The sequence below is a fragment of the Pseudomonas sp. MS15a(2019) genome, from assembly GCF_013277805.1.
GTDB classification, from domain to species: domain Bacteria; phylum Pseudomonadota; class Gammaproteobacteria; order Pseudomonadales; family Pseudomonadaceae; genus Chryseomonas; species Chryseomonas benzopyrenica.
In genome coordinates this window covers 14,766-40,844 of the sequence record NZ_VBTN01000011.1, presented here as the reverse complement: position 1 = coordinate 40,844, position 26,079 = coordinate 14,766, and the positions used below count along the sequence as shown (strand labels likewise).

At 65.3% G+C, this 26,079-nt stretch carries 22 protein-coding genes; 7 read left to right on the top strand and 15 right to left on the bottom strand.

The window, feature by feature from the left end:
• Nucleotides 1–21: 21 nt before the first annotated feature.
• Nucleotides 22–666: a cAMP-activated global transcriptional regulator CRP gene (crp, locus tag FEZ61_RS17315; RefSeq protein ID WP_017640369.1), complete on the bottom strand. Its 645-nt coding sequence runs from the start codon at nucleotides 664–666 to the stop codon at nucleotides 22–24.
• Nucleotides 667–875: 209 nt separating this feature from the next.
• Here crp and FEZ61_RS17310 point away from each other — a divergent pair, with 209 nt between their 5' ends.
• Together FEZ61_RS17310 and speD are read left to right on the top strand one after the other, a co-directional pair.
• Complete coding sequence (locus tag FEZ61_RS17310; protein ID WP_017640370.1) at nucleotides 876–1,298, top strand: OsmC family protein; 423 nt, start codon at nucleotides 876–878, stop codon at nucleotides 1,296–1,298.
• A gap of 265 nt (nucleotides 1,299–1,563) precedes the next feature.
• Complete coding sequence (speD, locus tag FEZ61_RS17305) at nucleotides 1,564–2,358, top strand: adenosylmethionine decarboxylase (protein ID WP_026083764.1); 795 nt, start codon at nucleotides 1,564–1,566, stop codon at nucleotides 2,356–2,358.
• Between the two features lie 55 nt (nucleotides 2,359–2,413).
• Here the strand turns inward: speD and FEZ61_RS17300 are convergent, their stop codons facing one another.
• The 3 genes from FEZ61_RS17300 to FEZ61_RS17290 form a co-directional block, all read right to left on the bottom strand.
• Nucleotides 2,414–3,673 carry a sodium:proton antiporter gene (locus tag FEZ61_RS17300; RefSeq protein WP_173149688.1) on the bottom strand — a complete coding sequence of 420 codons (1,260 nt, stop codon included), beginning with the start codon at nucleotides 3,671–3,673 and terminating at the stop codon, nucleotides 2,414–2,416.
• Nucleotides 3,674–3,874: 201 nt separating this feature from the next.
• Complete coding sequence (locus FEZ61_RS17295) at nucleotides 3,875–4,066, bottom strand: hypothetical protein (RefSeq protein WP_017640373.1); 192 nt, start codon at nucleotides 4,064–4,066, stop codon at nucleotides 3,875–3,877.
• A gap of 88 nt (nucleotides 4,067–4,154) precedes the next feature.
• On the bottom strand, nucleotides 4,155–7,661 hold the full coding sequence (locus tag FEZ61_RS17290) for an EAL domain-containing protein (RefSeq protein ID WP_173149686.1): 3,507 nt from the start codon (nucleotides 7,659–7,661) through the stop codon (nucleotides 4,155–4,157).
• A gap of 366 nt (nucleotides 7,662–8,027) precedes the next feature.
• Between FEZ61_RS17290 and FEZ61_RS17285 the strand changes: the two genes are divergently transcribed.
• Together FEZ61_RS17285 and FEZ61_RS17280 are read left to right on the top strand one after the other, a co-directional pair.
• Nucleotides 8,028–8,387 carry a BON domain-containing protein gene (locus FEZ61_RS17285; protein ID WP_017640375.1) on the top strand — a complete coding sequence of 120 codons (360 nt, stop codon included), beginning with the start codon at nucleotides 8,028–8,030 and terminating at the stop codon, nucleotides 8,385–8,387.
• 73 nt (nucleotides 8,388–8,460) lie between these two features.
• Nucleotides 8,461–8,913, top strand: a complete 453-nt coding sequence (locus FEZ61_RS17280) for a PA2169 family four-helix-bundle protein (protein ID WP_007159716.1) — start codon at nucleotides 8,461–8,463, stop codon at nucleotides 8,911–8,913.
• Between the two features lie 53 nt (nucleotides 8,914–8,966).
• Here FEZ61_RS17280 and acs read toward each other — a convergent pair whose 3' ends face one another.
• From acs to FEZ61_RS17235, 9 genes are all read right to left on the bottom strand, one after another.
• Nucleotides 8,967–10,910, bottom strand: a complete 1,944-nt coding sequence (gene acs / locus FEZ61_RS17275) for an acetate--CoA ligase (protein WP_064306797.1) — start codon at nucleotides 10,908–10,910, stop codon at nucleotides 8,967–8,969.
• Between the two features lie 125 nt (nucleotides 10,911–11,035).
• On the bottom strand, nucleotides 11,036–12,700 hold the full coding sequence (pgi, locus tag FEZ61_RS17270; protein ID WP_064306796.1) for a glucose-6-phosphate isomerase: 1,665 nt from the start codon (nucleotides 12,698–12,700) through the stop codon (nucleotides 11,036–11,038).
• 181 nt (nucleotides 12,701–12,881) lie between these two features.
• The gene (panC, locus tag FEZ61_RS17265) at nucleotides 12,882–13,739 is read right to left on the bottom strand and encodes a pantoate--beta-alanine ligase (RefSeq protein WP_064306795.1); all 858 of its coding nucleotides are present in this window, start codon (nucleotides 13,737–13,739) and stop codon (nucleotides 12,882–12,884) included.
• The gene (panB, locus tag FEZ61_RS17260) at nucleotides 13,736–14,536 is read right to left on the bottom strand and encodes a 3-methyl-2-oxobutanoate hydroxymethyltransferase (RefSeq protein WP_064306794.1); all 801 of its coding nucleotides are present in this window, start codon (nucleotides 14,534–14,536) and stop codon (nucleotides 13,736–13,738) included. Before panB ends, panC begins: the two co-directional genes overlap by 4 nt.
• Before the next feature lie 128 nt (nucleotides 14,537–14,664).
• Nucleotides 14,665–15,168: a 2-amino-4-hydroxy-6-hydroxymethyldihydropteridine diphosphokinase gene (folK, locus tag FEZ61_RS17255; RefSeq protein ID WP_064306793.1), complete on the bottom strand. Its 504-nt coding sequence runs from the start codon at nucleotides 15,166–15,168 to the stop codon at nucleotides 14,665–14,667.
• The gene (locus FEZ61_RS17250) at nucleotides 15,165–16,556 is read right to left on the bottom strand and encodes a polynucleotide adenylyltransferase PcnB (RefSeq protein WP_017640381.1); all 1,392 of its coding nucleotides are present in this window, start codon (nucleotides 16,554–16,556) and stop codon (nucleotides 15,165–15,167) included. The genes folK and FEZ61_RS17250 overlap by 4 nt, the downstream gene beginning before the upstream one ends.
• A gap of 698 nt (nucleotides 16,557–17,254) precedes the next feature.
• Nucleotides 17,255–18,670, bottom strand: coding sequence for a sigma-54 dependent transcriptional regulator (locus tag FEZ61_RS17245; protein ID WP_017640382.1), 1,416 nt, complete (start codon nucleotides 18,668–18,670; stop codon nucleotides 17,255–17,257).
• A 115-nt stretch (nucleotides 18,671–18,785) separates the two neighbouring features.
• Complete coding sequence (locus tag FEZ61_RS17240; protein WP_017640383.1) at nucleotides 18,786–21,734, bottom strand: sensor histidine kinase; 2,949 nt, start codon at nucleotides 21,732–21,734, stop codon at nucleotides 18,786–18,788.
• Nucleotides 21,718–21,894: a hypothetical protein gene (locus FEZ61_RS17235; protein ID WP_007159707.1), complete on the bottom strand. Its 177-nt coding sequence runs from the start codon at nucleotides 21,892–21,894 to the stop codon at nucleotides 21,718–21,720. Before FEZ61_RS17235 ends, FEZ61_RS17240 begins: the two co-directional genes overlap by 17 nt.
• A 104-nt stretch (nucleotides 21,895–21,998) precedes the next feature.
• Between FEZ61_RS17235 and FEZ61_RS17230 the strand changes: the two genes are divergently transcribed.
• Nucleotides 21,999–22,415: a VOC family protein gene (locus FEZ61_RS17230; protein WP_173149684.1), complete on the top strand. Its 417-nt coding sequence runs from the start codon at nucleotides 21,999–22,001 to the stop codon at nucleotides 22,413–22,415.
• Here the strand turns inward: FEZ61_RS17230 and gluQRS are convergent.
• Nucleotides 22,412–23,302 (bottom strand): tRNA glutamyl-Q(34) synthetase GluQRS, encoded by an 891-nt coding sequence (gene gluQRS, locus FEZ61_RS17225; RefSeq protein WP_173149682.1) that lies wholly within the window; start codon nucleotides 23,300–23,302, stop codon nucleotides 22,412–22,414. The two genes, FEZ61_RS17230 and gluQRS, sit on opposite strands and share 4 nt — an antisense overlap.
• A 68-nt stretch (nucleotides 23,303–23,370) precedes the next feature.
• A complete protein-coding gene (dksA, locus tag FEZ61_RS17220; protein WP_017640386.1) occupies nucleotides 23,371–23,814 on the bottom strand; it encodes an RNA polymerase-binding protein DksA in 444 nt (147 codons plus the stop codon).
• Between the two features lie 291 nt (nucleotides 23,815–24,105).
• Here dksA and FEZ61_RS17215 point away from each other — a divergent pair, with 291 nt between their 5' ends.
• Nucleotides 24,106–25,281 carry a pyridoxal phosphate-dependent aminotransferase gene (locus FEZ61_RS17215; RefSeq protein WP_017640387.1) on the top strand — a complete coding sequence of 392 codons (1,176 nt, stop codon included), beginning with the start codon at nucleotides 24,106–24,108 and terminating at the stop codon, nucleotides 25,279–25,281.
• Nucleotides 25,278–25,988 (top strand): DNA/RNA nuclease SfsA, encoded by a 711-nt coding sequence (gene sfsA / locus FEZ61_RS17210; protein ID WP_173149680.1) that lies wholly within the window; start codon nucleotides 25,278–25,280, stop codon nucleotides 25,986–25,988. The genes FEZ61_RS17215 and sfsA overlap by 4 nt, the downstream gene beginning before the upstream one ends.
• Nucleotides 25,989–26,079 lie beyond the last annotated feature (91 nt).

The window sequence follows — 26,079 nt, the reverse complement described above, 5'->3', positions numbered from 1 at the left end:
CAGGGGCGCACCGGGCGGGGCTCAGCGGGTGCCGAACACCACCATGGTCTTGCCCTTGACGTGGACCAGTCCCTGTTCTTCCAGGGACTTGAGCACGCGGCCGACCATCTCGCGGGAGCAACCGACGATGCGGCCGATCTCCTGACGGGTGATCTTGATCTGCATGCCATCCGGGTGGGTCATGGCGTCCGGCTGCTTGCACAGGTCGAGCAGGGTGCGCGCCACGCGACCGGTGACGTCGAGGAAGGCCAGGTCGCCGACCTTGCGGGTGGTCTGGCGCAGGCGCTCGGCCATCTGGCGGCCGAGGGAGAACAGCATGTCCGGATCATGCTGGCTCAGTTCGCGGAACTGGCCGTAACTGATCTCGGCGACTTCGCACTCGGTACGGGCACGGACCCAGGCGCTGCGCTCGGGCTCGCTGCCTTCCTTGGAGAACAGACCCATCTCGCCGAAGAAGTCCCCGGCATTGAGATAGGCGATGATCATTTCGCGGCCCTCATCGTCTTCGATAAGGATGGTCACCGAACCCTTGAGGATGAAGAACAGGCTTTCGCTGTTGTCGCCAGCGTAGATGATGGTGGTTTTTGCCGTGTAGCGGCGACGCGAGCAGTGCGCTAGCAGCTTGTCGATGTGCTGTAACTTCGCGGGTGGGATGATAGCGGCCATGCTGATTCCTGAGGTTGAAAGCTAACCTGAGTCGGGGGCACCGATGTCCGAACCGGTGCATGCATAGGCTGCGCCGGTTCCAATTCAAAGACCGGATAAGAACATGCGCAGCTTAAATGCGAGCTGAATAGCCCTTCACTGGTCATCAGTTTACGCCATCCAGCATGTTAAGCTGATCACCATTTGCATATATAAGTAGGACGAAAGCGATGAAAGCGCGCATCCAGTGGGCAGGCGAGGCCATGTTCCTCGGTGAATCCGGCAGCGGTCACGTGGTGGTCATGGACGGCCCGCCGGAAAGTGGTGGGCGCAACCTCGGCGTACGGCCGATGGAAACCGTGCTGATCGGTCTGGGCGGCTGCGCCAGCTACGACGTGGTCAGCATCCTGCGCAAGGCGCGGCAGCCGGTGGAGAGCTGCGAGGCTTTCCTCGAAGCGGATCGTGCCGAGACCGAGCCCAAGGTGTTCACCCGCATCCACCTGAAGTTCGTGGTCAAGGGCCGCGGTCTCAAGGAAGCCCAGGTCAAGCGCGCCATCGAGCTGTCGGCGGAGAAGTACTGCTCGGCCTCCATCATGCTCGGTCGGGCCGGCGTCGAGATCACCCACAGCTACGAACTCGTCGAACTCGCCTGATGCTCTTGCAGGCGACGCTCGTGCAGGCGTCGCCCTCCGCGTCATCCCTTCCCGTCGACATCAATTCATCACCTGAGCCCGGCAGACTCTGGCCCCAGCCGCTGCCGATCTGCATAATGCGCCGCTCTTAAGGGGCAAGCCCCCGACAAGTACAGCCAATCGCCATCGCGAAGAGGTGTTCGCCGCCCTACGCAGCTTGCGCAATCCGCAACTGACGGGCACTCAGGACCGCGGTCAGAGACCGCACGACGGGAGCTTTACCACCGTGAAAAGCAAACTCAGGCTTCATGGTTTCAACAACCTGACCAAGACCTTGAGCTTCAACATCTACGACATCTGCTACGCCGAGACGTCGGAAGATCAACAGGCCTATGTCCAGTACATCGATGAAGAGTACGACGCCGAGCGTCTGACCCAGATTCTGACCGACGTGGTCGATATCATCGGGGCCAACATCCTCAACATCGCCCGCCAGGATTACGATCCCCAGGGTGCCAGCGTGACCATCCTGATCTCCGAGCAACCGGTCGAGCCGACCGAGAGCCAGATCGAGGAATCGCCCGGTCCGCTGCGCGAGACCATTCTCGGCCACTTGGACAAGAGCCACATCACGGTGCACACCTATCCGGAGATCCATCCGGACGACGGTATCGCCACCTTCCGCGTCGACATCGACGTCTCCACCTGTGGCGTGATCTCCCCGCTCAAGGCCCTGAATTACCTGATCCACCAGTTCGACTCGGATATCGTCACCGTGGACTACCGGGTGCGCGGCTTCACCCGTGACATCGAAGGGCGCAAGCACTTCATCGACCACGAGATCAACTCGATCCAGAACTACCTGTCCGAGGACACTCGCGCGGCCTACCAGATGACCGACGTGAACGTGTACCAGGACAACCTGTTCCACACCAAGATGCTGCTCAAGGAATTCGAACTGGACAACTACCTGTTCGGTGATGCTTCCCGCAGCCTCTCGACGGAACAGCGCCAGCAGATCACTCAGCGTCTCAAGCACGAGATGCGCGAGATCTTCTCCGGCCGCAACCTGCCGCGCTGATCGCTCGGCTGTTGCTCAAGGAACCCCGCCACGGCGGGGTTCTTCGTTTCCCGGTTCAGTGATGCTCGTCGCGCACGACCGGTGCGCCACCGGTGACGCTCTTGACCACCCGGCCGATGGTCAGGCCCTGTCCGAGGATGGAGACCAGCACCACGATATAGGTCAGGGCCAGGATCAGATCCCGCTCCGGACCGGCCGGCAGACTCAGCGCCAGGGCTACGGAGACGCCGCCACGCAGGGCACCCCAGGTGAGGATGCGCGCCGTGCCGCGGGTCATGTTGCGCCAGTGCGGGCTGAACAGCACCACCGGTGCCACGCTGATCCAGCGGGCGAAGAGGATCGCCAGGGTCACCAGCAGTGCCGCGCCCAGGTGGGCCCAGCTGAAGGGCAGCACCAGCAGCTCCATGCCGATCAGGGCGAACAGCAGGGCGTTGAGGATCTCATCGATCAACTCCCAGAACCCGTCCAGGTAGCGCCGGGTGAAGTCGTTCATCGCCTTGGTACGGCCCAGGTTGCCGATGATCAGACCCGCGACCACCATGGCGATGGGGCCCGAGACGTGCAGGTGGCTGGCCAGGGTCGAGCCGCCGATCACCAGCGCCAGGGACAGCATTACCTCGATCTGGTGCTGCTCGATGCTCAGCATCAGCCAGTAGCAGATGAAGCCGATCAGCAGGCCGAAGAGGATGCCGCCGCCGGCCTCTTCGAGAAACAGCCAGAGCGCGGCGTTGACCGTAGGCGTCTCGCCCAGCTGGATCACCCCTAGCAGCACCGAATAGACCACCACGGCCACGCCATCGTTGAACAGCGCCTCGCCGACGATGGTGGTCTCCAGGGACTTGGGCGCGCCGGCCGAGCGCAGGATGCCAAGCACGGCGATGGGATCGGTCGGGGAGATCAGGGCACCGAAGATCAGGCAGTAGAGCAGGTCGACGTGCCAGCCCAGCCAGCCGAAGATCAGGTGGCTAAGATAGCCGATCAACACCGTGGAGATGATCACCCCAAGGGTGGCCAGGCCGCCGATGGCCCATTTGTAGTCGCGCAGGTCTTTGAGATTGACGTGCAGGGCGCCGGCGAACAGCAGGAAGCCGAGCATCCAGTTCATCAGCAGGTCGTTGAAGTCGATCTGCCCGAGTAATTCGCCGATGCGGTGCTCGAGGCCGGGAAAGCCGAGCCAGGACAGGCTCTGCAGGCCGACCGAGAAGATCAGCGCGATGACCATGACGCCGATGGTGGGCGGCAGGCCGACGAAGCGGTAGTTGAGGTAGGTGAGCAGCGAGGTGAAGCAGATGAAGGCAGCAGCGAGTTCGAGCATGGGCGTTCCAGATCCATCAGACAGCGAGTCCCGGCGGAGGCAGGGGCTAGGGGTAGGATGGGGTGGAGGCCGCAAAAGTTACATTTTCGATAGCTGCCTAGCCAAGTGTCTGGCGCGACAAGATCAGCAGTCGCCCTGGCCCGCACCTCCAGTGCCGGTGCCAGGGCGACCTCTGAGACGAACGGTCAGGCGCGCTGACGGCTAGAGCGGCGCGGCCATTGCCGGGGTCGTTTCACGCAGCGGCAACGGATGGGGCGCAGCGATACGCGCCTCCAGCGTTGCCACGTAGCTGCGGGCGTCGGCTTCATTGAGAAAGGTGATGGCCTGTTTGTCGAGACAGACCTGCCAGGCACTGGTGGTGGACTTGCGCAGGGGGCGAACCACGATCTTCATACTGGTACCCTCGGGGACAGACGAAAAGTGGAAACCCGATTCTAGAGCGCTTTTGATTGCAGAATGGTGACATTCGTCGGTAAGCGCGCTAGGCGCGCGCCCGCTGCCGTTCGGCATACCAGCCTTCGAACTCTTCCGGCGGCAACGGTGGGCTGAACAGGAAGCCCTGGCATTGCTGGCAACCTAGCTTGCGCAGGATATCCCATTGCTCGGTGGTCTCTACGCCCTCGGCCAGGACGTCCAGATCCAGGCCCTGCCCCAGGGCCACGATGGCCGCGGCGATGGCCTGGCTGCTGTGGGTGCCGCTGTCGCTGCGCAATTCGTGCATGAAGCTCTGGTCGATCTTGAGCTTGTCGAGGGGGAAGCGGCGCAGATAGGCCAGGGAGGAATAGCCGGTGCCGAAGTCGTCCACGGCGATGCGTACGCCCAGCGTCTTGAGGGTAGCCAGGGACAGCAGCGCCTCCTCGACATTGTTCATCAGGGTGCCTTCGGTGATCTCCAGCTCCAGGTGCTCGGCCGGCAGGCGACTGCGCGCCAGGGCGCGGGAGATGGTGCTGGCCAGATCGCGCTTGGCGAACTGCCGGGGCGAGATGTTGATCGCCAGGGTGTCCAGTTCGAGTCCCTGGGCGAGCCAGCTGTGCATCTGCTGGCAGGCGGTCTCGATGATCCAGTCGCCCAGGGGCACGATGAGCCCGGTTTCCTCGGCCAGCGGAATGAATTCGGTGGGCGGGATGAGGCCTAGCTCCGGGTCCTGCCAACGCACCAGGGCTTCCACGCCAATGGTCTGGGCGGTGCTGACGCTCATCAGCGGTTGGTAGTGCAGGACGAAGTCACCGCGCTTGAGCGCGGTGCGCAGCCGCGATTCCAGATTCAACCGCCGCCGCGACTGCTCGGTGAGGGCCTGGGTATAGAAGCGGAAGGTGTCGCGGCCCTGGTCCTTGGCCTGGTGCATGGCCGTGTCGGCATTGCGGATGAGGTCATCGGCGGTCCCGCCATCGTCGGGAAAGAGGCTGATGCCGATGCTGGCATTGAGATAGATGTCGTGCTCGCCGAGGTGGAAGGGCTGCTCCAGCTTGCCGAGCATGGCCTGGGCGATCTGGGCGGCGAATTCGGGCCGGTCTATCCGCTCGATGATGACCAGATACTCATCGCCACCGATGCGCGCCAGGGTGATGTCCTCGCTGAGCAGGGCGCGCAGGCGGGCGGCGAATTCCACCAGCAGTTCGTCACCCAGGGCATGGCCATGGCTTTCGTTGACCGTGCGGAAATGATCGAAGTCGAGGATCAGCACGGCGACCAGGTATTCCTGGGGTTCGGCCAGGGCCAGGGCGTGTTCTAGATGGGTGCGCGCCAGCAGGCGGTTGGGCAGGTCGGTCAGGGGATCGTGGTGCGCCAGATGACTCAGGCGCGCCTCGCTCTCTCGCAGGCGGGTGGTATCGCTGACGGTAACCGTGTACTGCCGGGTCTCCCGGGGGTAGAGGGTGTCGATGGCGGTCCAGGCCGGAAAGGTACTGCCGTCGAGTCGTGGCCAGAGCAGCTCGCCTTCCCAGCGGCCCTCGCGGCGCACCGTGCGCCAGAGTTCGCGGTAGAAGCGCTGGTCCTGGCGCCCACCGCCGGGAAGTCCCAGGCGCTGGCCGAGCAGGGTGCCTTCCTGGGCGCCCAGCAGCCGGGCGAAGGCCGGGTTCACCGCCAGGATCCAGCGGCGCTCGTCGAGCAGCAACAGGCCGTCGCGACTGTTCTGGAACATCGCCGCGGCCTGGCGCAGGCTCTCTTCCTGCTGTTTGCGCAGGGTGATGTCCTGGGCGGTGCTGATGAAGTATTGCGGCACGCCCTGATCGTCGCGGATCAGGCGCGTGGTGACGTTGGTCCATACCGGCTGGCCATTGCGATGCAGATAGCGTTTTTCCAGGGTGTAGCGGTCCTGGCCGGTGTCCACCAGCTGCTTGCGCAGCGCGGCGCCCAGCGCGCGCTCGTCCGGATGGGTCACCGACGCGGTGTCCTTCTGCAGCAACTCCGGTTGCGAGTAGCCGAGCATCTGGCAGAAGTGGTGATTGACGCTCAACCAGCGACCTTCCAGGTCACTGAGCATGATGCCGGTGTAGGCCTGTTCGAAGATGCCGCGATAGCGCGCCTCGCTGGCACGTTGCGCCTGGACGACACGCTGCTGCCGGATGGCCAGCACCGCCAGACGGGTGAATTCGGTGATCAGCGCCTGGGTTTCCGCTTCGGGCAGCCGCGCCTCACCGTAGTAGATGCCCAGGGCGCCCACGGCACGTTGCTGCTCGTCCTGCAGCGGCAGGGCCCAGGCGCCGCGAATGCCCGCCGCCTGGGCCGCCGGCAACAGCGGCTGCCAGGCCGGGTCCAGTGCGACATCGATGGTGAACACCGGCGCATTGCCCGTGACGGCGCTGCAGCAGCCCTGGTCGTGACGGCTGCGAGGCATGCTTTCCAGCGCCGCCTGGAAGGCCGGTGGCAGGCTGGGCGCCGCGGCGATCCGCAGATGCTCGCCCTGGTCGTCCAGCAACAGGGCGACGCGCATTTCCGGATAGATCTGCTCCAGCCGCAGGGCGATGCCCTGCTGGATCTCCGCCAGCGGCAGGCCGGTGAGCAGGTCGTCGAGAACGTCGCTACGGGCCTGTTGCAGCAGTTGTGCCTGGTAGTCGTGATGGATATCGGTCAGGGTGCCCTGGATCTCGCCATCGAGGCCGGCGCGCAGCTCCATCTGCATCCAGCGATGACTCTCCACCGACAGCCGCAACCGCACCACGCCATTCCAATGCAGGCGCTGGCCCGCCGCGAAATCCGCCACCAGCTGGCGCAGGCGGGCGCCGTCCTGGGGATGGAAGGCCTGATCCAGGGGATGGTTGAGTTGCTGGGCGGCGGGCTGGCCGGTGAGGCCTTCCCAGGCGGGGTTGAGAAATTGCCAGCGACCGCGGTGATCGCTGGCGAAGATCACCAGCGGCAGGTGCTGGACCAGTTCGCGATAGCGCCGCTGGCTGTCGTGCAGGGCCTGTTCGGCTAGCTTGTGGCTGGTGATGTCGACCAGGGCACCACGGGTGATGCCGGCTTCGTCGAAATCGCTCTGCCAATTGAGCCAGCGCCAACTGCCTTCGCCATCGTCGAAATGCGCCGAGAAATTTAGCGGGCCCTGCATGTGCTGCAGGCGTTCCAGCATGCTGTGCACATGGTCGCGGTCATCGGCACGGGCGCAGGCGGCAATGGTGGCGAAATCCAGCGGATCGCTGCCCTTGGGCTGGCGCAGCATCACCAGGGTGCGTTCGGAACACAGCAGGCGGCCATCGTCCAGCAACTGCCAGTCACCGGTATTGGTCAGCCGCTGGACGAAATCCTGGGTGGCGCGCTGGCTCTGCAGCTCTTCAATGAAGCCTTCGCGATTGCGGGCTTCGCGCCGCAGCAAGCCATAGAGCACCAGCGATAGCAGGCTCATGAAGGCCAGGCCCTTCAGGGTGTGCCACAGATGGACACTGTCCTGATCGCTGAGCAGCAGATACAACAGCCCATCGGTGCCGATCACCCAGAGGGCGCTCAGCAACAGATAAATCAGGGCAATGCGCGCAGGGGAGAGAGGCCGCATCCCGGATCCTCGAGGCCCGATCGTAGGTGTCGGGTTCAATTCAGCATTGACCGGATAAAGGTGTGGCAGTTCTGGTTTGGCCACCTCGACGTCCGCCTTTCGATGTCCACCCTCGTCCCAGAGCGCACGGGAGGTTCCTGCCCCAGACATCGGTGCCAGAGTCGTCTGACCTCGTGCAATTTACCAGACCTTTTTACGCATTACTTGCATTTTGCCCGCCTGTTATTTTTGGAGGATTGACTTAAGTCATTGATTTTCAACGTCTTTAATCGGCTTTGGAATTCGGCGCAGCCGTTGCGCTCTACATAGGAGTCGCTGCTGCCAGGACCTGGGCGCAGTACAACCAAGGAAAACAGGAGTCATCTCATGAAAAAGACTTTCGGTACTTTTGCCCTCGCTGCCGTTACCGCTTCCGTACTGAGCCTGCCGCTGGCCGGCGGTGCCTTTGCTGCCACCAGCCAGAACATGACCCTGGCCGCCAACAACACCATGGACAAGACCGAAGAAGCCGCGTCCGACACCTGGATCACCAGCAAGGTCAAAGCTTCCTTCCTGGCCGACGAACACATCAAGGGCACCTCGATCAAGGTCGAGACCAACAAGGGCGTCGTGTCCCTGTCCGGCACCGTGGCGACCGAAGCCCAGCGCGACCTGGCGATCAAGGAAGCCAAGGCCATCAAGGGCGTCAAGGCCGTATCTGCTGATGCGCTGAAAGCCGCTCAGTAAGAACGCCTGGTAACACCCGGCACGATGGCAGCGCCGCTGCCATCACCCTTGCCCTTCACCCCGGAGAATTGCCATGACCAGCACGACCGAAACCCTCAACGATCTGATCGAGATCGCCCGTGACGGCAAGAATTTCTACGAGCATGCCCTCACCGAAGTGAAGAACCCCGAATTGAAGGCCCTGTTCACCGAGATCGCCCAGAGCAAGGCCGAGATCATCAGCGCCCTGAGCAGCCAGGTATCGGCCGCTGGTGAAAAGCCCGCCGAGCAAGGCACCTTTGCCGGCAGCTTCCGCAAGTACTACACCGACGTCAAAACCTCCTTTGCCAGCAAGGAAAAGGAAGAAGTCACCTACGTCAGCGAACTGGAAGAGCAGGAAGACCGCCTGCTGCACGCGCTGGAGCGCGCCGTCAACGAACACGCCACGCCGGATGCCCAGGCCAACCTGCGCAGCCAGCTGGAAAAGGCCCGTGCGACCCACGATCGCATGCGTGACCTGAAGCACCGCATGCAAGCCGCCCACTAAGGTTGCCTGCAGAAAAAAGCCCCGCCTAGGCGGGGCTTTTCTTTGGGCTACAGCTAGCCCTGCGGGGTGCGATTGAGCCGGGCATCGATCAGGCTGTCGACCACCGAAGGATCGGCCAGGGTCGAGGTATCCCCCAGGCTGTCCAGCTCGTCGCAGGCGATCTTGCGCAGGATGCGTCTCATGATCTTGCCGGAGCGGGTCTTGGGCAGGGCGGGTGCCCATTGCAGGAATTCCGGCTTGGCGAAGCCGCCGATCTCCTCGGCCACCTGTTGGCGCAGGCGGGCCTTGAGTTCGTCGCTTGGGGTCACCCCGCCCTTGGTAGTGACGAAGGCATAGACCGCCTGGCCCTTGACCTCGTGCGGGCAACCCACCACGGCGGCTTCGGCCACGTCCGCATGTTCGGTGAGCACGCTTTCCACTTCGGCGGTACCGATGCGGTGGCCGGAGACGTTGAGCACGTCATCCACCCGCCCGGTGATCCAGTAGTAGCCGTCTTCGTCCCGGCGGGCGCCGTCGCCGGTGAAGTAGTAACCTGGATAGGCACTGAAGTAGGTGTCGATCAGTCGCTGGTGGTCGCCATAGACGGTACGGATCTGGCTCGGCCAGCTGGCCTTGATGGCCAGCACGCCGCTGCCAGGGCCGTCGATTTCCTTGCCCTGCTCGTCCAGCAGCACCGGCTGGACGCCAAAGAAGGGCAGGGTGGCCGAGCCCGGCTTCAATGCCAGGGCGCCGGGGGGCGGGGCGATGAGGATGCTGCCGGTCTCGGTCTGCCACCAGGTGTCGACGATGGGGCAGCGACCCTCGCCCACTACCCGGTGATACCACTCCCAGGCCTCGGGATTGATCGGCTCGCCTACGCTGCCGAGCAATTGCAGGCTCTGCCGCGAGGTGCGCTGTACCGGCTCGTCGCCTTCACGCATCAGGGCGCGCAGGGCGGTGGGAGCGGTATAGAAGATATTGACCTGATGCTTGTCCACCACCTGCCACAGGCGACTGGCGTCGGGATAGCTCGGCACGCCTTCGAACATCAGGGTGGTGGCGCCATTGGCCAGGGGGCCATAGACGATGTAGCTGTGGCCGGTGACCCAGCCGACATCCGCGGTGCACCAGAAGACCTGTCCCTCGTGGTAGTCGAACAGGTACTTGAAGCTCAGGGTGGCGCCCAGCAGATAGCCGCCGGTGGTGTGCAGCACGCCCTTGGGCTTGCCGGTGGAACCCGAGGTGTAGAGGATGAACAGCGGATCCTCGGCATCCATGGGCTCTGCCGGGCAGTCGGCCGCGGCCGCGGCCACGGCCTGGGCATAAGGCAGATCACGGCCCTCCTGGCGCGCCACGGCGGCGCCGGTCCGCTCGACCAAGACCACGGTGTGGACGTCCGGGCATTTGGCCAGGGCCTTGTCGACATTGGCCTTGAGCGGCACACGCTTGCCGCCACGTACGCCCTCGTCGGCGGTGATCACCACCCGGCAGTCGGAATCGAGGATGCGGTCGCGCAACGCCTCGGGCGAAAACCCGCCGAACACCACCGAATGCACCGCGCCGATGCGGGCGCAGGCCAGCATCGCATAGGCGGCCTCGGGAATCATCGGCAGATAGAGGCAGACGCGGTCGCCCTTCTTGACCCCGCGCTCCTTGAGCACATTGGCCAGGCGACAGACGTGCTCGTGCAACTGGCGATAGCTGATGGCCTGGCTGTCGGCGGGATCGTCGCCTTCCCAGAGGATGGCGGTCTGCTCGGCCCGGCCACCGAGGTGGCGATCGATGCAGTTGTAGGCGACGTTGAGCTGGCCGCCGCTGAACCAGCGGGTCTGGCCCTGGCGCATGTCGCCGCTATGGACTTCGTCCCAGGTGCGCGACCAGTCGAGTAAAGCGCTGGCCTGTTCGCTCCAGAAGCGTTCCGGCTGTTCCACCGAGCGCTGGTAGAGCTCGCGATAACGGGCTTCGTCGAGGTGGGTGCGGGCACTCAGGCTCTCGGGCACGGGATAGCGGTGGCTCATGGCCGGCTCCTTCTTGGTGTTGTTGTGCTCCTAGTTTAGGCCGCGGATGGCCTGTTGGGGTTCAGCGAGGCGATAAAACGAAAAAGCGCCGCAGAGCGGCGCCTTTCGGAACGGACCGAGATCGATCAGCCGCGGTGACGACCGCGGAAGTAATCGATCAGGCCCTGAGTCGAACCATCGTCGGCCTTGCCTTCGCTGCGGCCGATGATGTGCTGATAGACATCTTTGCCCAGCTCCTTGCCCAGCTCGACGCCCCACTGGTCGAAGCAGTTGATGCCCCAGATGACGCTCTGCACGAACACCTTGTGCTCGTACAGGGCCACCAGCGCACCCAGGCGTCGGGGCGAGATGCGTTCCAGCACCAGGGTGTTGCTCGGACGGTTGCCCGGGATCACCTTGTGCGGCGCCAGCTTGGCGATCTCGGCCTCGCCCAGGCCTTTCTCACGCAGCTCGGCCTCGGCTTCCTCGCGGGTCTTGCCCAGCATCAGCGCCTGGCTCTGCGACAGGCAGTTGGCATAGAGCCATTGCTGGTGATCGGCCACCGGATTGTGGCTCACCACCGGCACGATGAAGTCACCGGGGATCAGCTGGGTGCCCTGGTGCAGGAGCTGGTGGTAGGCATGCTGACCGTTGCAGCCGACGCCGCCCCAGATCACCGGACCAGTTTCCATGCTCACCGGCGAGCCGTCCTGACGCACGCTCTTGCCGTTGGACTCCATGTCCAGCTGCTGCAGGTGCTTCACGAAGTTACGCAGGTGGTGGTCGTAGGGCAGGATGGCGTGACTGGTCGCGCCCCAGAAGTTGCCGTACCAGACCCCGAGCAGGCCCAGCAGCACCGGCATGTTCTCTTCGAAGGGGGCGCTGGTGAAATGCTGGTCCATGGCATAGGCACCGGCCAGCAGGTCCTTGAAGTTGGACATGCCGATGGCCAGGGCGATGGGCAGGCCGATGGCCGACCACAGCGAGTAGCGCCCGCCGACCCAATCCCACATGGGGAAGATGTTCTCTTCGGCGATGCCGAATTCCACCGCCATCTTGACGTTGCTGGAGACGGCGATGAAGTGCTTGTGCAGCTCCGGCTCCGGGCAGCCCTGGGCCAGGCACCAGGCGCGGGCGGCCTGGGCGTTCTTCAGGGTCTCCAGGGTGCCGAAGGACTTGGAGGAGACGATGAACAGGGTGGTGTCGGCGGCGAGCTTGGAAGTCACCTCGCGGAATTCGCTGCCGTCGATGTTGGCCAGGTAGTGGCAACGCACGCCGCGCTGGGTGAAGGGCACCAGCGCCTCGGACACCAGCTGCGGACCGAGGAAGGAACCACCGATGCCGATGTTGACCACATCGGTGATCGGCTTCTCGGTGTAGCCGCGCCAGAGGCCGTTGTGGATGCGGGTGACCAGCGCGGTCATCTGGTTCAGGACCCGGTGCACCTCGGGCATGATGTCCTGGCCATCGATCTGCACACTGTCGCCCACCGGGCGGCGCAGCGCGGTATGCAGGGCGGGACGGTGCTCGGACGAGTTGACGTAGGCACCGTCGAACAGGGTGCGGATGGCGCCTTCCAGACCCGCTTCGCGAGCCAGGTTCACCAGCAGCTCACGGGTCTGCTCGGTGATGAGGTTCTTGGAGTAGTCGAGGAACAGACCACTGCTGCTCAGGGAGAACTGCGAGAAGCGCTGCGGATCGGCGGCGAAGGCGTCGCGCATGCGGAAATTCTGCATGGCCTTGCGGTGGTCCTGCAGGGCCTTCCAGGAGGCGAGCTGGGTCACGTCGAGGGGGTGTTGATAGTACTCCATGGCTAGGCTTTTCCTTGGTGGCTCTTGTTTGCTGTTGTGCCCCACAAGCCGCTGGCTTGCAAGGGAAAGTCGGCGACCGCGCGACGCCTGACGTGGCGTCGCGCTTCGAGCATGAAAAAGCCCGGTATGTTCCGGGCTTCCAGGATTCAGGCGGGTTTGGGTGAGCTAACCTTCGGTTGCATCACACTCCGGGCCTGCGGCGAAAGCTCAGGTTGTCGATCAGGCGGGTCTGGCCCAGATAGGCCGCCACCAGCAGCACCAGCGCGGTGGTGGCCGGCCCGGCCGGTTGCAGGCTCAACTGCTCGCGTAGTTCCAGGTAGTCGACTCTAAGCCCCTGGGCTTGCAATTCGGCGACACCGGACGCCAGGGTCGGCTCGACCGCTGCGCCGGCGGCTAGCTGATCGGCGAGCCGCCTGAGCAGGCTGTACAGGCAGGGCGCGCTGGCACGCTGGCCGTCATCGAGATAGCCATTGCGCGAGGACAGCGCCAGGCCGTCGGTGGCCCGCACCGTGGGTTGGGCGACGATCTCGATGGGCATGTCCAGGTCCTGGACCAGCTTGCGGATCACTGCCAGCTGCTGATAGTCCTTTTCGCCAAACACCGCCACGTCCGGTTGCGCCATCTGGAACAACTTGGTGACCACCGTCGCCACGCCTTCGAAATGGCCGGGCCGACGGGCACCGCAAAGACCTTCGGACACCTCGGGGACGTTCACCCGGGTCAGGCCGTCCATACCCTTGGGATACATCTCGGCCACCGCCGGTGCGAACAGCAGATCGCAGTGGGCCTCGTTCAGCTGGCGGCTGTCTTCCGCCAGGGTGCGCGGATAGGTCGCCAGATCCTCGCTGGGGCCGAATTGCAGCGGATTGACGAAGATGCTCGTCACCACGAAGTCGGCGTGGCGGCGCGCGGTCTCCACTAGGGCGATATGACCGGCGTGCAGATTGCCCATGGTGGGCACCAGGCCGATGCGCAGGCCCTGGCGGCGCGCGGCGGCAACGGCGGCGCGTAGTTCGCGGACGCTATGGACCGTCTTCATGCGGAAAATCCGTGTTCGGGAGCGGGAAAGCTGCCGTCCTTGACGGCGGCGACGTAGGCCGCCAGGGCAGCCTGGATGCTGTCCTGACCGGCCATGAAATTGCGCACGAATTTCGGCGTGCGCCCGCGCAGGGCTAGGCCGAGCATGTCGTGCAGCACCAGCACCTGGCCATCGGTGGCGGCACCGGCGCCGATGCCGATCACCGGCACCCGGGCGGCGCGGGTGATTTCCTCGGCCAGCGCCGAGGGTACGCATTCCAGCAGCAGCATGGCCGCGCCGGCTTCCTCCAACTCGCGCGCCGCCTCGCGCAGCTGCTGCGCCCGGACTGGATCGCGGCCCTGCACCTTGAAGCCGCCGAAGACATTGACCGATTGGGGCGTCAGGCCCAGGTGGGCGCAGACCGGTACGCCATTGGCGGCCAGCCGACGAATCGGCTCGGCCAACCAGGCGTCGCCCTCGAGCTTGACCATCTGCGCGCCCGCCTGCATCAGGCGGCCAGCGCTGGTCAGGGTCTGCTCCAGGGTGGCATAGGTCATGAACGACAGGTCTGCGACGATGAAGGCACCGGCTTGGCCGCGTTTGACGCAGGCGGTGTGGTAGACCATGTCGTCGAGGGTCACCGGCAGGGTGCTGTCGTGACCCTGCAGCACCATGCCGAGGGAATCGCCGATGAGCAGCATCTCGACGCCGGCCTGACTGGCGGCCTGGGCGAAGGTGGCATCGTAGGCGGTCAGCATGGCGATCTTTTCGCCACGCTGCTTGAGCCCCTGAAGGGTCGTGAGGCTGATATCAGGCATGCAAGAGGTCCTCGTGGGACGGCGCTATGGTTATTGTCTGGCGCCGCGGGCGCGGGTTGGCCGCGCGCAAACGGCTGCTATAGTCCCGGCGCATCCGACACAAGTCAATGTTCGGTGTTACGGCAGTGTTACCGCGCAGGTGACGACGGTACCAGTCGTTCCAGACCCTCGAAAGGACAGGCGGACAACAGGTCCGGCAGCCGGCGGCCATCGGGCAGGTGCAGCTCGGGGGCCAGGTCGGCCAGGGGATAGAGCACGAAGGCGCGCGCCTGCAGGTGGTAGTGCGGTACCTGCAGGCGCGGCTCGTCGATCAGCCGCTCACCGAACAGCAGGATGTCGATGTCCAGGGTGCGCGGACCCCAGCGCTCGTCCTTGCGCACGCGCCCCTGCTGCTGCTCGATGGCCTGGGTGGCGTCGAGCAGCGCCAGGGGGGCGAGGGCGGTGTCCAGCGCGGCGACGGCATTGACGTAGCGGGGCTGGTCGGGCGGCCCCAGGGGATCGCTGGCATAGAAGGCGGAGACCGCCACCAGCTGGCTGTCAGGCAGCTGGGCCAGGGCCTCCAGGGCGGCGTCCAGCTGCCGCCGCGGCTCAGCCAGGTTGCTGCCCAGGCCGAGATAGACCCTTTCCATCATTCGTCGCCGGACGTGGGCGCATCCGAGGTGCGCCGCTTGCGATTGCTGCCGCCACGGCGCCGCCGCTTGGCCGGCGCACCGTCTTCCCGGCTGAGGTTCTTGATCATCTCGCGTCGCTGGCTGTCACCGACCTCCTGGTAGCGCGTCCACCACTCGCCCAGGCCGCCGGTTTCCTCGCCGGCGCTCTCGCGCAGCAGCAGGAAGTCGTAGCCGGCGCGGAAGCGCGGATTTTCCAGCAGTTGATCGGCGCGCTTGCCCTGACGGCGCGGCAGGCGCTCCTGCATGTCCCAGATCTCGCGCATGGGCATGGTGAAACGCTTGGGGACGGCGGTGCGCTGGCACTGCTGCTGGGTCAGGTCGTGGGCGGCTTCCTGCATGGCCGGAATGGGCGGCAGGCCGCGATCCTGGTGATAGCGGACGCGCTCGGGCAAGGCCGGCCAGAGCAGGGCGGCGAACAGGAAGGCCGGGGTGACCGGCTTGCCTTCGCGGATACGGGTGTCGGTGTTGGCCAGAGCCTGGCGGATCAGACTGCCGGCGTACTCCGGGTCGCGCTCCAGGGCCTCGCCACTGGCCGGGAACAAGGGGGCGAACAGGCCGTACTGGCAGAGCAACTCGAAGGTGCGCTCCGCCTTGCCGCCCAGGAGCAGCTTGATGATCTCGTCGTACAGCCGCGGCGCGGGTATGTCGCGCAGCAACGGCGCCAGGCGGCTGATGGGTTCGGCGGTGGCGGTCTCGATCTCGAAATCCAGCTTGGCGGCGAACCGCACGGCGCGCAGCATCCGCACCGGATCTTCCAGGTAGCGCTGCTCCGGGTCGCCGATCAGGCGGATCTGCCGCAGGCGGATGTCCTGGGTGCCATTGGCGTAGTCGAGAATGCGTTCGCCGCTGGCATCGTAGTAGAGCGCGTTGATGGTGAAGTCGCGCCGCTGGGCATCCTGTTCCTGGTTGCCATAGATGTTGTCGCGCAGGATCCGGCCGCTTTCATGGCGCGATCCCTGGGCTTCGTCTTCGGCATCCCCGGTGGGGTGATTGGCGCGGAAGGTCGCCACCTCGATGATCTCACGACCGAAATGCACATGGACCAGCTTGAAGCGCCGGCCGATGACCCGCGCATTGCGGAATTCGGCCCGCACCTGCTCGGGCGTGGCACTGGTGGCGACATCGAAGTCCTTGGGCTCGAAACCCAGCAACAGGTCCCGGACGCAACCGCCCACCAGGTAGGCCTGATAACCCGCCTTTTCCAGCCGGTCGACCACGCTCAAGGCGTAACGACTGATCCGCTCTCGTTCCAGAGCATGCTGACTGCGGGGCAATTCGATGGGCAAGGCAGGCGCGGGCGGAGTACGCCGCAGGGGCGAGCGCAGAGTCTGGATCAGCTTCTTCAGCATGCGAGTTTCTGTTCGGAGAGACGGCTATACGCAATCTGGCCCATAGCAGGAACCGTTGCGCAATAGATAAGGAGGGGATCTTGAACGAGGGAGGGGAGGCTGTCAAAGGCACTGGGGGAGCCGAAGCTCCCCCCCAAAGTGGTACGTGCTTTGTTTTTATTGTCTATCCAGACCTCTTGTTTTTCTTGTGTGGTCTGTCCCGTGCGGATACCGGCCGCCGGAAAGGCTCTGAAGTCTAGAGCCAAGAGCAAACGGATTACTTTGGAAGCTGATGCCGTCAGGATCATTCCTGCTCTGCCTGGTACGGGTGCTGCCTCGGGGCAGTTTTGTTGTTCTCTGGCCTGACATCGCGCGGACCATCCCGCTAGACGACTCTTCTCCAAAATGATCAGTTAGCTACGCCTCCGCCTGCTTGTTCTTGTTGTGCTGGAGTCGCTACGTCTTGTTTTTATTATGGAGGGGGTACGTTGTTATTGTTCTTGTACGAGAACATAAAGCAGATGCCGTGCCAGTTTTGAAAAATGCATTTAAATCAGTGACTTGCGAAAAATGTAGCCTGTTTGCTTGGAGGCTACAGGCAAATTTTCGTTACCTCTGAACCCGCCGCCTGTTACGGCGGTAACACATTGCAAAGGATGAGGAGGCGGAGGGAGAGGGTGTTACCGCGGGACGTATCGGCTGTCACGTCCCGGCGCGGATCAGCTGGCGTCGCTGCTGGCACTGGCCTTGCGGCGCGGGATGCCCAGGCGCTGACGACGTTCCCACAGGCACTTGCGGCTGACGCCCAGCTTGCGGGCCAGCTCGGTCTCGGTCATGTGGTCCTGGTGTTCGAGCACGAAGTGCTGGAAGTAGTCCTCCAGCGACAGGTCCTCGGTGGGCTCGTGGGCGCCATTGCCGTTACCCAGGCCCGTGCTGGGCAGCGGATCCAGGTAGCTGTCGGCCAGCTCCAGCTCGCCGAGCTCGACGTCGATGCCCAGCTGATCGGCATTGATCTCCTGGCCTTCGCTGAGGATCACCGAGCGCTCGATGGCGTTCTCCAGCTCACGCACGTTGCCCGGCCAGCTGTAATGGCGGATGGCCGCCTCGGCTTCGGCGCCGAACTTGAGCCCCGGGCGACTCATGCGCGCCGATTGCCGCGCGAGGAACACCCGGGCGATCTCCATGACGTCGCCGCCGCGCTCGCGCAGGGCGGGCAGGCGCAGGGAGATGACGTTGAGGCGATAGAAGAGGTCTTCGCGGAACTGGCCGATCTTGGCCAGGCCCTTGAGATCCCGGTGGGTCGCGGCGATCAGGCGCACATCGACCTTTTGCGACTGCACCGAACCGACCCGGCGGATCTCGCCTTCCTGCAGCACGCGCAAGAGACGTGCCTGGGCTTCCAGCGGCAATTCACCGATCTCGTCGAGAAACAGGGTGCCGCCGTCGGCAGCCTCCACCAGGCCGGTGCGGCTGGCGCTGGCGCCGGTGAAGGCGCCCTTCTCGTGGCCGAAGAGTTCGGATTCGATCAGGGTTTCGGGAATGGCCGCGCAGTTGACCGAGATCAGCGGCGCCTTGGCCCGGCGCGACAGGTTGTGCAGCGCGCGCGCCACCAGTTCCTTGCCGGTGCCCGATTCGCCCTGGATGAGCACGGTGGAGTCGGTGGGGGCGACCTTGCGGATCTTGCCGAAGAGGTCCTGCATCGGCGCGCAGTTGCCGATGATGCCGATCTCGCCGGTGGCTGGCGGCAGTGTGACGCTTTCCTCGGCGGCTACCGGCGGGCGCTGCTCGCGCTCCACCAGGATGCGCGCCACGGCCTGCAGCATCTCGTCGTGATCGAAGGGCTTGGCGATGTAGTCCACCGCGCCCTGCTTCATGGAATCGACCGCCGATCTCAGGCTGGCGTAGCTGGTCATGATCAGCACCGGCTTGCCCTTGGCGAGATCGATCATCTCGGTGCCGGGGGCGCCGGGCAGGCGCAGATCGCTGATGACGAGATCGAAGCTGGGGACGTCGTAGAGATCCTGGGCTTCCTGGACGGAGCCGGCTTCGCTGACGCGGAACTGGTTGCGCTCGAGCAGGCGGCGCAGCGCCGAACGGATGATCTTCTCGTCTTCGACAATCAGGATATGGGCCATCAAGTGCGCTCTCTTACGGGAAGGCAAGACGACCCACGCCAGGCAGCGTGTCTTGTCGCGGTCGTCTGGACTTCCGAATGCTTTAGCAGATCCATCCAGCAGGCGGATGGGTCCGTCACGGCGCCTCCGGCAACCCGAGATAGCGCGGCAGCAGTACCCGAATGCGGGTGCCCTGGCCGGTCACGGGGTCGGTAGGACTATCGATCATTATCTGACCATAATGCTCTTCTACGATGGAATAGACCAGCGCCAAGCCAAGCCCCGTCCCCTTGCCCGGATCCTTGGTGGTGAAGAAGGGTTCGAACAGGCGACTGACGATGGCCTTGGGGATGCCGCTGCCCTCGTCCTCGACGCTCAGGGTCACCGTCTGGCCATGGGCCTCGCTGCGCACCCGGATCGGCGCGCCGGCCGGAGAGGCATCCCGGGCGTTGGATAGCAGGTTGATCATGACCTGCACCAGGCGCTGGGGATCGCCTTGCACATAGTGCTCGGGGTCGCAGAGGTTGAAGAAGTCGACGTCCACGCTCTGGCGGTTGAGCGAGAGCAGGGCGATGGCTTCCTGGGCCGCCTCGGCTACACACACCGGTTCATGGGCCTGCTGGCGGCCACCGGCATGGGCGAAGCTCATCAGCGACTGGACGATGCGGGTGATGCGGCGGGTCTGCTCGATGATCTGGCTGCTGATCTCGTCGATCTCTTCGTCCGCTTCGCGTTCCTCGCGCAGATTCTGCGCCAGGCAGGCGATGCCGGTGACCGGGTTGCCGATCTCGTGGGCCACGCCGGCGGCCAGGCGGCCGATGGAGGCCAGGCGCTCGGAGTGGATCAGGCGGTCTTCCAGCAACTGGGTCTCGCTGATGTCTTCCACCACCAGCACGGTGCCGTTGCTGCCCACCGCCAGGGGTTCGTCGATGGTCGCCTTGTGCAGGTTGAGCCAGCGCTGCTCGTGTTCCTGGGGCAGTCGCTGTTTGTAGAGGTGCTGCTGCGCCGGCTCGGCGAGAAAGCGTTCGAACAGGTTCTGCCAGGGATCGGGCAGGGCGCTCAGGCGCGAGCCCACCACCCGGGCGCCGTCGATGCCGGTGAGGTCTTCCATGGCGCGGTTCCACATGAGAATTTCGCGGTCCCGGGCCAGGGAGCAGACGCCCATGGGCAGTTCCTGCAGGGTCTGGCGGTGATAGCGGCGCAGGGCGTCCAGCTCGGCGGCGAGACCGGTCAGGCGCGACTGGTAGTCTTCCAGGCGGTTCTCGATGAAGTGGATGTCTTCGGTGGCATAGGCCTCGCTTTCCGCCTTGAACGGCAGAAAGGTCTCGACGATGTCCTGGGCGACCCGCGGGCCCATCAGGCCGGACAGGTTGGCCTCGATGCGATCGCGCAGGCGGCGCAGGGCATAGGGGCGGCGCTCGTCGTAGGGCAGCAGCAGATCGGCCAGGGCGCGCTCGACTTCCTTCTGCGCGGTCTTGGCACCGAGCGGCTTGGCCAGCTGGGCGGCGAAGTCCTGGGGCGAGCCGGCCGCCAGTTCGCGGCGTTGCGGGCGGCGGACGTTGTCCACCGCGCAGGCCTCGGCGGCGCTCTTCTCTTCTTCGCTGGCTTCGGTGAACAGCGAGACCAGGGCGAACACCAGCACGTTGACGGTCAGCGAGGCCACGGCGGCGAGGTGCCAGTTGCTGGCGCTGATGCGATAGCTGAAGACGCCGATGTGCAGCGGATTGATGTCGGCCACCAGCGGCATGAGCATGCTCAGGAACCACAGGCCCAGGCCGCACAGCAGGCCGGCGATGAAGCCCTTGCGATTGGCCGTCTGCCAGTAGAGTACCGAGAGCGCGCCGGGCAGGAACTGCACGGTGGCGACAAAGGAGACGATGCCCAGGCTGGAGAGGTCGCCATGGCCCTGCAGCAGACGATAAAAGCCATAGCTGCCAAGGATGATGGCGGCGATCAGCATGCGCCGGGTCATGCGCAGCCAGCGATAGATGTTGCCGTCGGTGGGTGGCTGGTAGAGCGGCAGCACGATGTGGTTGAGCAGCATGCCCGACAGCGCCATGGTCACCACGATGATCAGGCCGCTGGCCGCCGACAGCCCGCCGACGAAGGCCACCAGCGCCAGCAGCGGATTGTCCAGCGCCAGACCCACGCCGAGGGTGAAGTACTCCGGCGGCGTCGGCGAACCCAGCGCCAGGCCACCCCAGAGAATCGGCGGCACCGCCAGGCTGATCAGCAGCAGGAACAGCGGCAGCCCCCAGCTGGCGCTGACCAGCGCCTGGGGACTGAGATTTTCGGTGAAGGCCATGTGGTACATGTGCGGGGTGACGATGGCCGCGGCGAAGAACACCAGCAGCAGGATCCGCCAGGGGCCTTCCTGCAGCGGGGTGTGCAGGGTGGAGAGGGCGCTCTGGTTCTGCTGCAGCCAGGTCTCCAGGCCGTTGGGCCCACCGAACACGGTATAGAGGGTGACGCCACCGACGATGCCCAGGGCCAGCAGCTTGACCAGGGATTCGAAGGCGATGGCCACCACCAGGCCTTCGTGGCGCTCCTTGGAGTTGATCTGGCGTGCGCCGAAGAGCATGGCGAACAGGGTGATCAGCAGGCAGAAGCCCAGCGCCGGGGCGTCCTGGGCGCGGGCCTGCACCAGGATGCCGGTACTGGTGGCCACCGCCTGGATCTGCAGCGCCAGGAGCGGCAGCACGGCGATCAGCATACCCAGGCTGGTCAGGGCGCCGGCCCAGGTGCTGCGGAAGCGGAAGGCGAAGAGATCGGCCAGGGACGCCAACTGATAGGCGCGGGTCAGCCGCAGGATGGGATAGAGCAATACCGGCGCCAGCAGAAAGGCGCCGCACAGCCCCAGGTAGTAGGCGAGAAAGCCGTAGCCGTAGTCGTAGGCCAGGCCCACGGTGCCGTAGAAGGCCCAGGCGCTGGCATAGACGCCCAGCGACAGGGTGTAGATCAGCGGATGCCGCACCAGCCGGCGCGGCACCCAGCCCTTCTCGGTCATCCAGGCGACACCGAAGAAGATCAGCAGGTAGCCGGCGCTGATCAGGACCAGTTGGGACAGACTAAAGCTCGTCGGCATCGCGCTGGCTCTGCAGGATGAAGGTCACCACGATGAGGATGAGCCACAGCAGGTAGGGGCGATACCAGGCGCCGCTGGGAGCGATCCACCAATCCATGATGGCGGGGGAGAACAGATAGATGCCTACCACGAGGAGCAGGACCAGCCGGTAGATGTACATGCGCGGTTCCCGAACGGCGATGGCGCCATGGTAAAGCAAAAGCGCTATACCCCGGAGCGCCACGGTTCTACCGTTAAGGCCTCTTTATCCACTGGAGATCGACGATGACCAAGCCCCGCCTCGCCGCCGTGCTGGAAACCGCGCTCTATGCCGCCGATCTGCCCAGCGCCCGGCGCTTCTACGAGGAGGTGCTGGGACTGGCCCCGATGTTCGCCGATGAACGCCTGGCCGCCTATGCGGTGGGCGCCAGCGTGCTGTTGCTGTTCCAACGGGGCACTACCGAGCAGCCGGTCCGGCTGCCGGGCGGCTGTATTCCGTCCCATGGCGCCCAGGGCTGCCAGCACCTGGCCCTGGCGATCGCGGCGGACGAGCTGGAGCCCTGGATCGCGCACCTGGCGGCGTCCGGGGTACCCATCGAAGCGCGCACCCAGTGGCCACGTGGCGCGATCAGCCTGTACTTCCGCGATCCGGACGGGCATCTGCTGGAGCTGGCCACGCCTGGACTTTGGCCCAACTACTAGGCGGGCAGCTGGGCTTCGGCCAGGTGCGGAACCCGCGGAATCAGCGCGGCATCCCAGTGGGCGACGCCCCAGGCCAGCACCTTGGCCGGGGCTTCCTCGGCCAGCTCCGGATGCGTCGGCTGGCCCAGGGTGCGCAGGGCGCGTACCAGCAGGGCGCCGGCCTGCTCGGGCGGCAGCGGCGGCGAGCGGTAACTTTTGCCCAGCTTGTGGCCATCAGGCTGGATCAGCAGCGGGACGTGCAGATAACGCGGGGCCGGATGGCCGAGCAGTTCCTGCAGATAGAGCTGGCGCGGCGTGGAGTCCAGCAGGTCGGCGCCGCGTACCACGTCGGTCATGCCCTGCAGGGCATCGTCCATCACCACGGCCAGCTGGTAGGCGATCAGGCCGTCGCGGCGCTGGATGACGAAGTCGCCCACCTCGCGACCCAGGTGCTGGCGGAATTCGCCCTGGACGCGATCGACGAAGCGGTAGTCCAGCTCCGGGACACGGATGCGGAGGGCGGCGTCCGTCGCCGGCAGGCCGCGATTGCGGCAATGCCCGGGGTAGAGGCCGCCACTGCCTTCGAGCTGCTTGCGCGAACAATCGCAGGCATAGGCCAGGCCGCTGGCCAGCCACTGCGCGATGACCGCCCGGTAGGCGTCCAGACGTTCGCTCTGGCGCAGCACCGGACCGTCCCATTCGAAGCCGTAGGCTTCCAGGGTGGTGAGAATCGCCGCCTGGGCACCCGGGACCTCGCGCGGCGGGTCCAGGTCTTCCATGCGTACCAGCCAGCGTCCGCTCGCGGCGCGGGCATCCAGGTAGGAGGCGAGGGCGGCGACCAGCGAACCGAAGTGCAGATAGCCGCTGGGCGTGGGGGCGAAACGACCGACATAGGGGCGCCTGGACATAGCTCATCCTGTGAATGCCGGAAAGAACAAAGGGCGCCGTAGCGCCCTCGTCGGTGAGGCAGCGGGACTCAGGTCCCGGTCTGCTTCTCGCGGATCTCGGCCAGCGTCTTGCAGTCGATGCACAGACTGGCGGTCGGGCGGGCTTCCAGGCGACGGATGCCGATTTCCACGCCGCAGGAGTCGCACCAGCCGTATTCGTTGTCTTCGATCAGCTGCAGCGTCTCGTCGATCTTCTTGATCAGCTTGCGCTCGCGGTCGCGGGCACGCAGTTCCAGGCTGAATTCCTCTTCCTGGGTGGCGCGATCGGCCGGGTCGGCGAAGTTGGCCGCTTCTTCCTTCATGTGGTGCACGGTGCGATCGACTTCTTCGCGCAGTTCCTGCTTCCACTTGTTCAGAATGCCGGTGAAGTGGGCGCGCATGCGCTCACTCATGTATTCCTCGCCCTTGCTGGGCTGGTAGGGTTCGTAGCCACGGGCCAGATGATTGTTCTGCTGATTTGCTTCGCTGGGCATGATTGACCCTCTCACTTTCGCTGATCCTGTCCACAGGCTGGATGCGTTTCCAGGCCTCTCCATGTTGGAACGCCTGGGGGCTGTGGCTGCCGATGGCGTCCCGCGCAATGCCGACGCCAGGCTGAATATGTTCTCGACTGGCCAGTCGCCCTGCGGATGCAAGCCGGCGAACTTACCAGAAGCTTCCAGGGGGCGCTACTACCGGCCTCCCGCTCCTTGCCGACGCGGCGGATGCCGGTCTGCGAAGCCTTGGTTAGAATCCCGCCTTCGCCACAAGTTCGGACCCCTTCCATGTCCAATTCCTACAGCGCGCGCAGCCAGGCCATCGAGCCCTTCCATGTGATGGCCTTGCTGGAGCGCGCCAACCAGCTCCAGGCCGCCGGACACGATGTCATCCACCTGGAGATCGGCGAGCCCGATTTCACCACGGCCGCCCCGGTGGTCGCCGCGGGCCAGGCGGCCCTGGCGGCCGGTCAGACCCGCTACACCGCGGCCCGCGGCCTGCCGGAATTGCGCCAGGCCATCGCCGCCTTCTATGGCGAGCGTTATGGCGTCGACCTGGATCCGGAGCGGGTGCTGATCACCCCGGGCGGCTCGGGCGCGCTGCTGCTGGCCAGCGCCCTGCTGGTCGATCCCGGACGTCACTGGCTGCTGGCCGATCCCGGCTATCCTTGCAATCGTCACTTCCTGCGCCTGGTGGAAGGCGCGGCCCAGCTGATTCCGGTCGGCGCCGACACCCGCTATCAGCTCACCCCCGAGCTGGTCGAGCGGCACTGGCAAGCCGACAGCGTCGGCGCCCTGGTGGCCTCGCCGGCCAATCCGACCGGCACCCTGCTCGATCGCGACGAACTCGCCGGGCTGTCGGCCGCGCTCAAGGCGCGTGGCGGCCATCTGGTGGTGGATGAGATCTACCACGGCCTGACCTACGGTCTGGACGCGCCCAGCGTGCTGGAAGTGGACGACGCGGCCTTCGTGCTCAACAGCTTCTCCAAGTACTTCGGCATGACCGGCTGGCGCCTCGGCTGGCTGGTGGCGCCGCGCGCCGCGGTGCCGGAGCTGGAAAAGCTGGCGCAGAATCTCTACATCAGCGCCTCCACCGTGGCCCAGCAGGCCGCCCTGGCCTGTTTCACCCCTGAAGCCATGGCCATCTTTGAAGCGCGTCGCGCCGAATTCGCCCGCCGCCGCGACTACCTGCTGCCGGCGCTGCGTGCCCTGGGCTTCAGGATCGCCGTCGAGCCCCAGGGCGCCTTCTATCTCTATGCCGACATCTCCGCCTTCGGCGGCGATGCCTATGCTTTCTGCCAGTTCCTGCTGGAGACCGAGCACGTGGCCATCACCCCGGGCCTGGACTTCGGTCGCCATCGCGCCGACACCCATGTGCGCTTCGCCTACACCCAATCGCTGCCGCGCTTGGAAGAGGCCGTTGCCCGCATCGCCCAGGGCCTGCAGCGCTGGAGTACCCGGTGAGATTCGAGCCGCCCCTGGAAGAGGGTCGCCTGCTGCGCCGCTACAAGCGCTTTCTCGCCGACATCGAGACCGCCAGCGGCGAGGTATTGACCCTGCATTGCCCCAATACCGGTTCCATGCTCCATTGCCAGCCGCCGGGCGCCCGCGTCTGGTTCAGTCGCGCCAGCGGCCCCAAGCGTAAGCTGCCCGGCACCTGGGAACTGGTCGAGACGGATCATGGGCGACTGGCCTGCATCAATACTGCCCGGGCCAATCGCCTGGTAGAGGAGGCCTTGCTGGCCGGCGGCATTCCCGAACTGGCCGGCTTCACCGCCCTGCGTCGGGAGGTAGCCTACGGCCTGGAAAACAGCCGCGCCGATTTCCGCCTGGAGTATCCCGCGGGGCCGCTGTACCTGGAGGTGAAGAGCGTCACCCTGGGCTTCGCCGATACCGCTATCGCCGCCTTTCCCGATGCGGTAACCACCCGCGGTGCCCGTCATCTGCGTGAACTGGCGGCGCTGGCCGCGGCTGGCGAGCGGGCGGTGCTGCTCTATTGCGTGCTGCTCGACGGCATCGAGGCGGTACGCCCGGCGGCTGAAATCGATGCCGCCTATGCCCTGGCCCTGGGCGAGGCACGCCGGCAGGGCGTGCAGGTGCTGGCTTATGGGGCACGGCTCTCGCCCGTGGGTCTGCAACTGGACCGACCCCTGCGCCTGGCTGACCATTAGGTCAGCCAAAAGCTGATCGGTCGGACAGCTTCTGGCAGGCGCCTTGCTTGCGCTTGTCGCCCATCGATCGCCGCTACCAGGCGATCCTGTT

Excerpts from the sequence above, each read along its gene's own strand:
- panB (WP_064306794.1), bottom strand. The coding sequence starts at position 14,536 with ATGCCTGATATCAGCCTCACGACCCTTCAGGGGCTCAAGCAGCGTGGC.
- FEZ61_RS17285 (WP_017640375.1), top strand. The coding sequence starts at position 8,028 with ATGAAAAAGACTTTCGGTACTTTTGCCCTCGCTGCCGTTACCGCTTCC.
- FEZ61_RS17295 (WP_017640373.1), bottom strand. The coding sequence starts at position 4,066 with ATGAAGATCGTGGTTCGCCCCCTGCGCAAGTCCACCACCAGTGCCTGG.
- FEZ61_RS17230 (WP_173149684.1), top strand. The coding sequence starts at position 21,999 with ATGACCAAGCCCCGCCTCGCCGCCGTGCTGGAAACCGCGCTCTATGCC.
- acs (WP_064306797.1), bottom strand. The coding sequence starts at position 10,910 with ATGAGCCACCGCTATCCCGTGCCCGAGAGCCTGAGTGCCCGCACCCAC.
- panC (WP_064306795.1), bottom strand. The coding sequence starts at position 13,739 with ATGAAGACGGTCCATAGCGTCCGCGAACTACGCGCCGCCGTTGCCGCC.
- dksA (WP_017640386.1), bottom strand. The coding sequence starts at position 23,814 with ATGCCCAGCGAAGCAAATCAGCAGAACAATCATCTGGCCCGTGGCTAC.
- FEZ61_RS17310 (WP_017640370.1), top strand. The coding sequence starts at position 876 with ATGAAAGCGCGCATCCAGTGGGCAGGCGAGGCCATGTTCCTCGGTGAA.
- FEZ61_RS17215 (WP_017640387.1), top strand. The coding sequence starts at position 24,106 with ATGTCCAATTCCTACAGCGCGCGCAGCCAGGCCATCGAGCCCTTCCAT.
- FEZ61_RS17240 (WP_017640383.1), bottom strand. The coding sequence starts at position 21,734 with ATGCCGACGAGCTTTAGTCTGTCCCAACTGGTCCTGATCAGCGCCGGC.
- FEZ61_RS17300 (WP_173149688.1), bottom strand. The coding sequence starts at position 3,673 with ATGCTCGAACTCGCTGCTGCCTTCATCTGCTTCACCTCGCTGCTCACC.
- FEZ61_RS17290 (WP_173149686.1), bottom strand. The coding sequence starts at position 7,661 with ATGCGGCCTCTCTCCCCTGCGCGCATTGCCCTGATTTATCTGTTGCTG.
- crp (WP_017640369.1), bottom strand. The coding sequence starts at position 666 with ATGGCCGCTATCATCCCACCCGCGAAGTTACAGCACATCGACAAGCTG.
- pgi (WP_064306796.1), bottom strand. The coding sequence starts at position 12,700 with ATGGAGTACTATCAACACCCCCTCGACGTGACCCAGCTCGCCTCCTGG.
- folK (WP_064306793.1), bottom strand. The coding sequence starts at position 15,168 with ATGATGGAAAGGGTCTATCTCGGCCTGGGCAGCAACCTGGCTGAGCCG.
- FEZ61_RS17245 (WP_017640382.1), bottom strand. The coding sequence starts at position 18,670 with ATGGCCCATATCCTGATTGTCGAAGACGAGAAGATCATCCGTTCGGCG.
- FEZ61_RS17280 (WP_007159716.1), top strand. The coding sequence starts at position 8,461 with ATGACCAGCACGACCGAAACCCTCAACGATCTGATCGAGATCGCCCGT.
- FEZ61_RS17250 (WP_017640381.1), bottom strand. The coding sequence starts at position 16,556 with ATGCTGAAGAAGCTGATCCAGACTCTGCGCTCGCCCCTGCGGCGTACT.
- FEZ61_RS17235 (WP_007159707.1), bottom strand. The coding sequence starts at position 21,894 with ATGTACATCTACCGGCTGGTCCTGCTCCTCGTGGTAGGCATCTATCTG.
- gluQRS (WP_173149682.1), bottom strand. The coding sequence starts at position 23,302 with ATGTCCAGGCGCCCCTATGTCGGTCGTTTCGCCCCCACGCCCAGCGGC.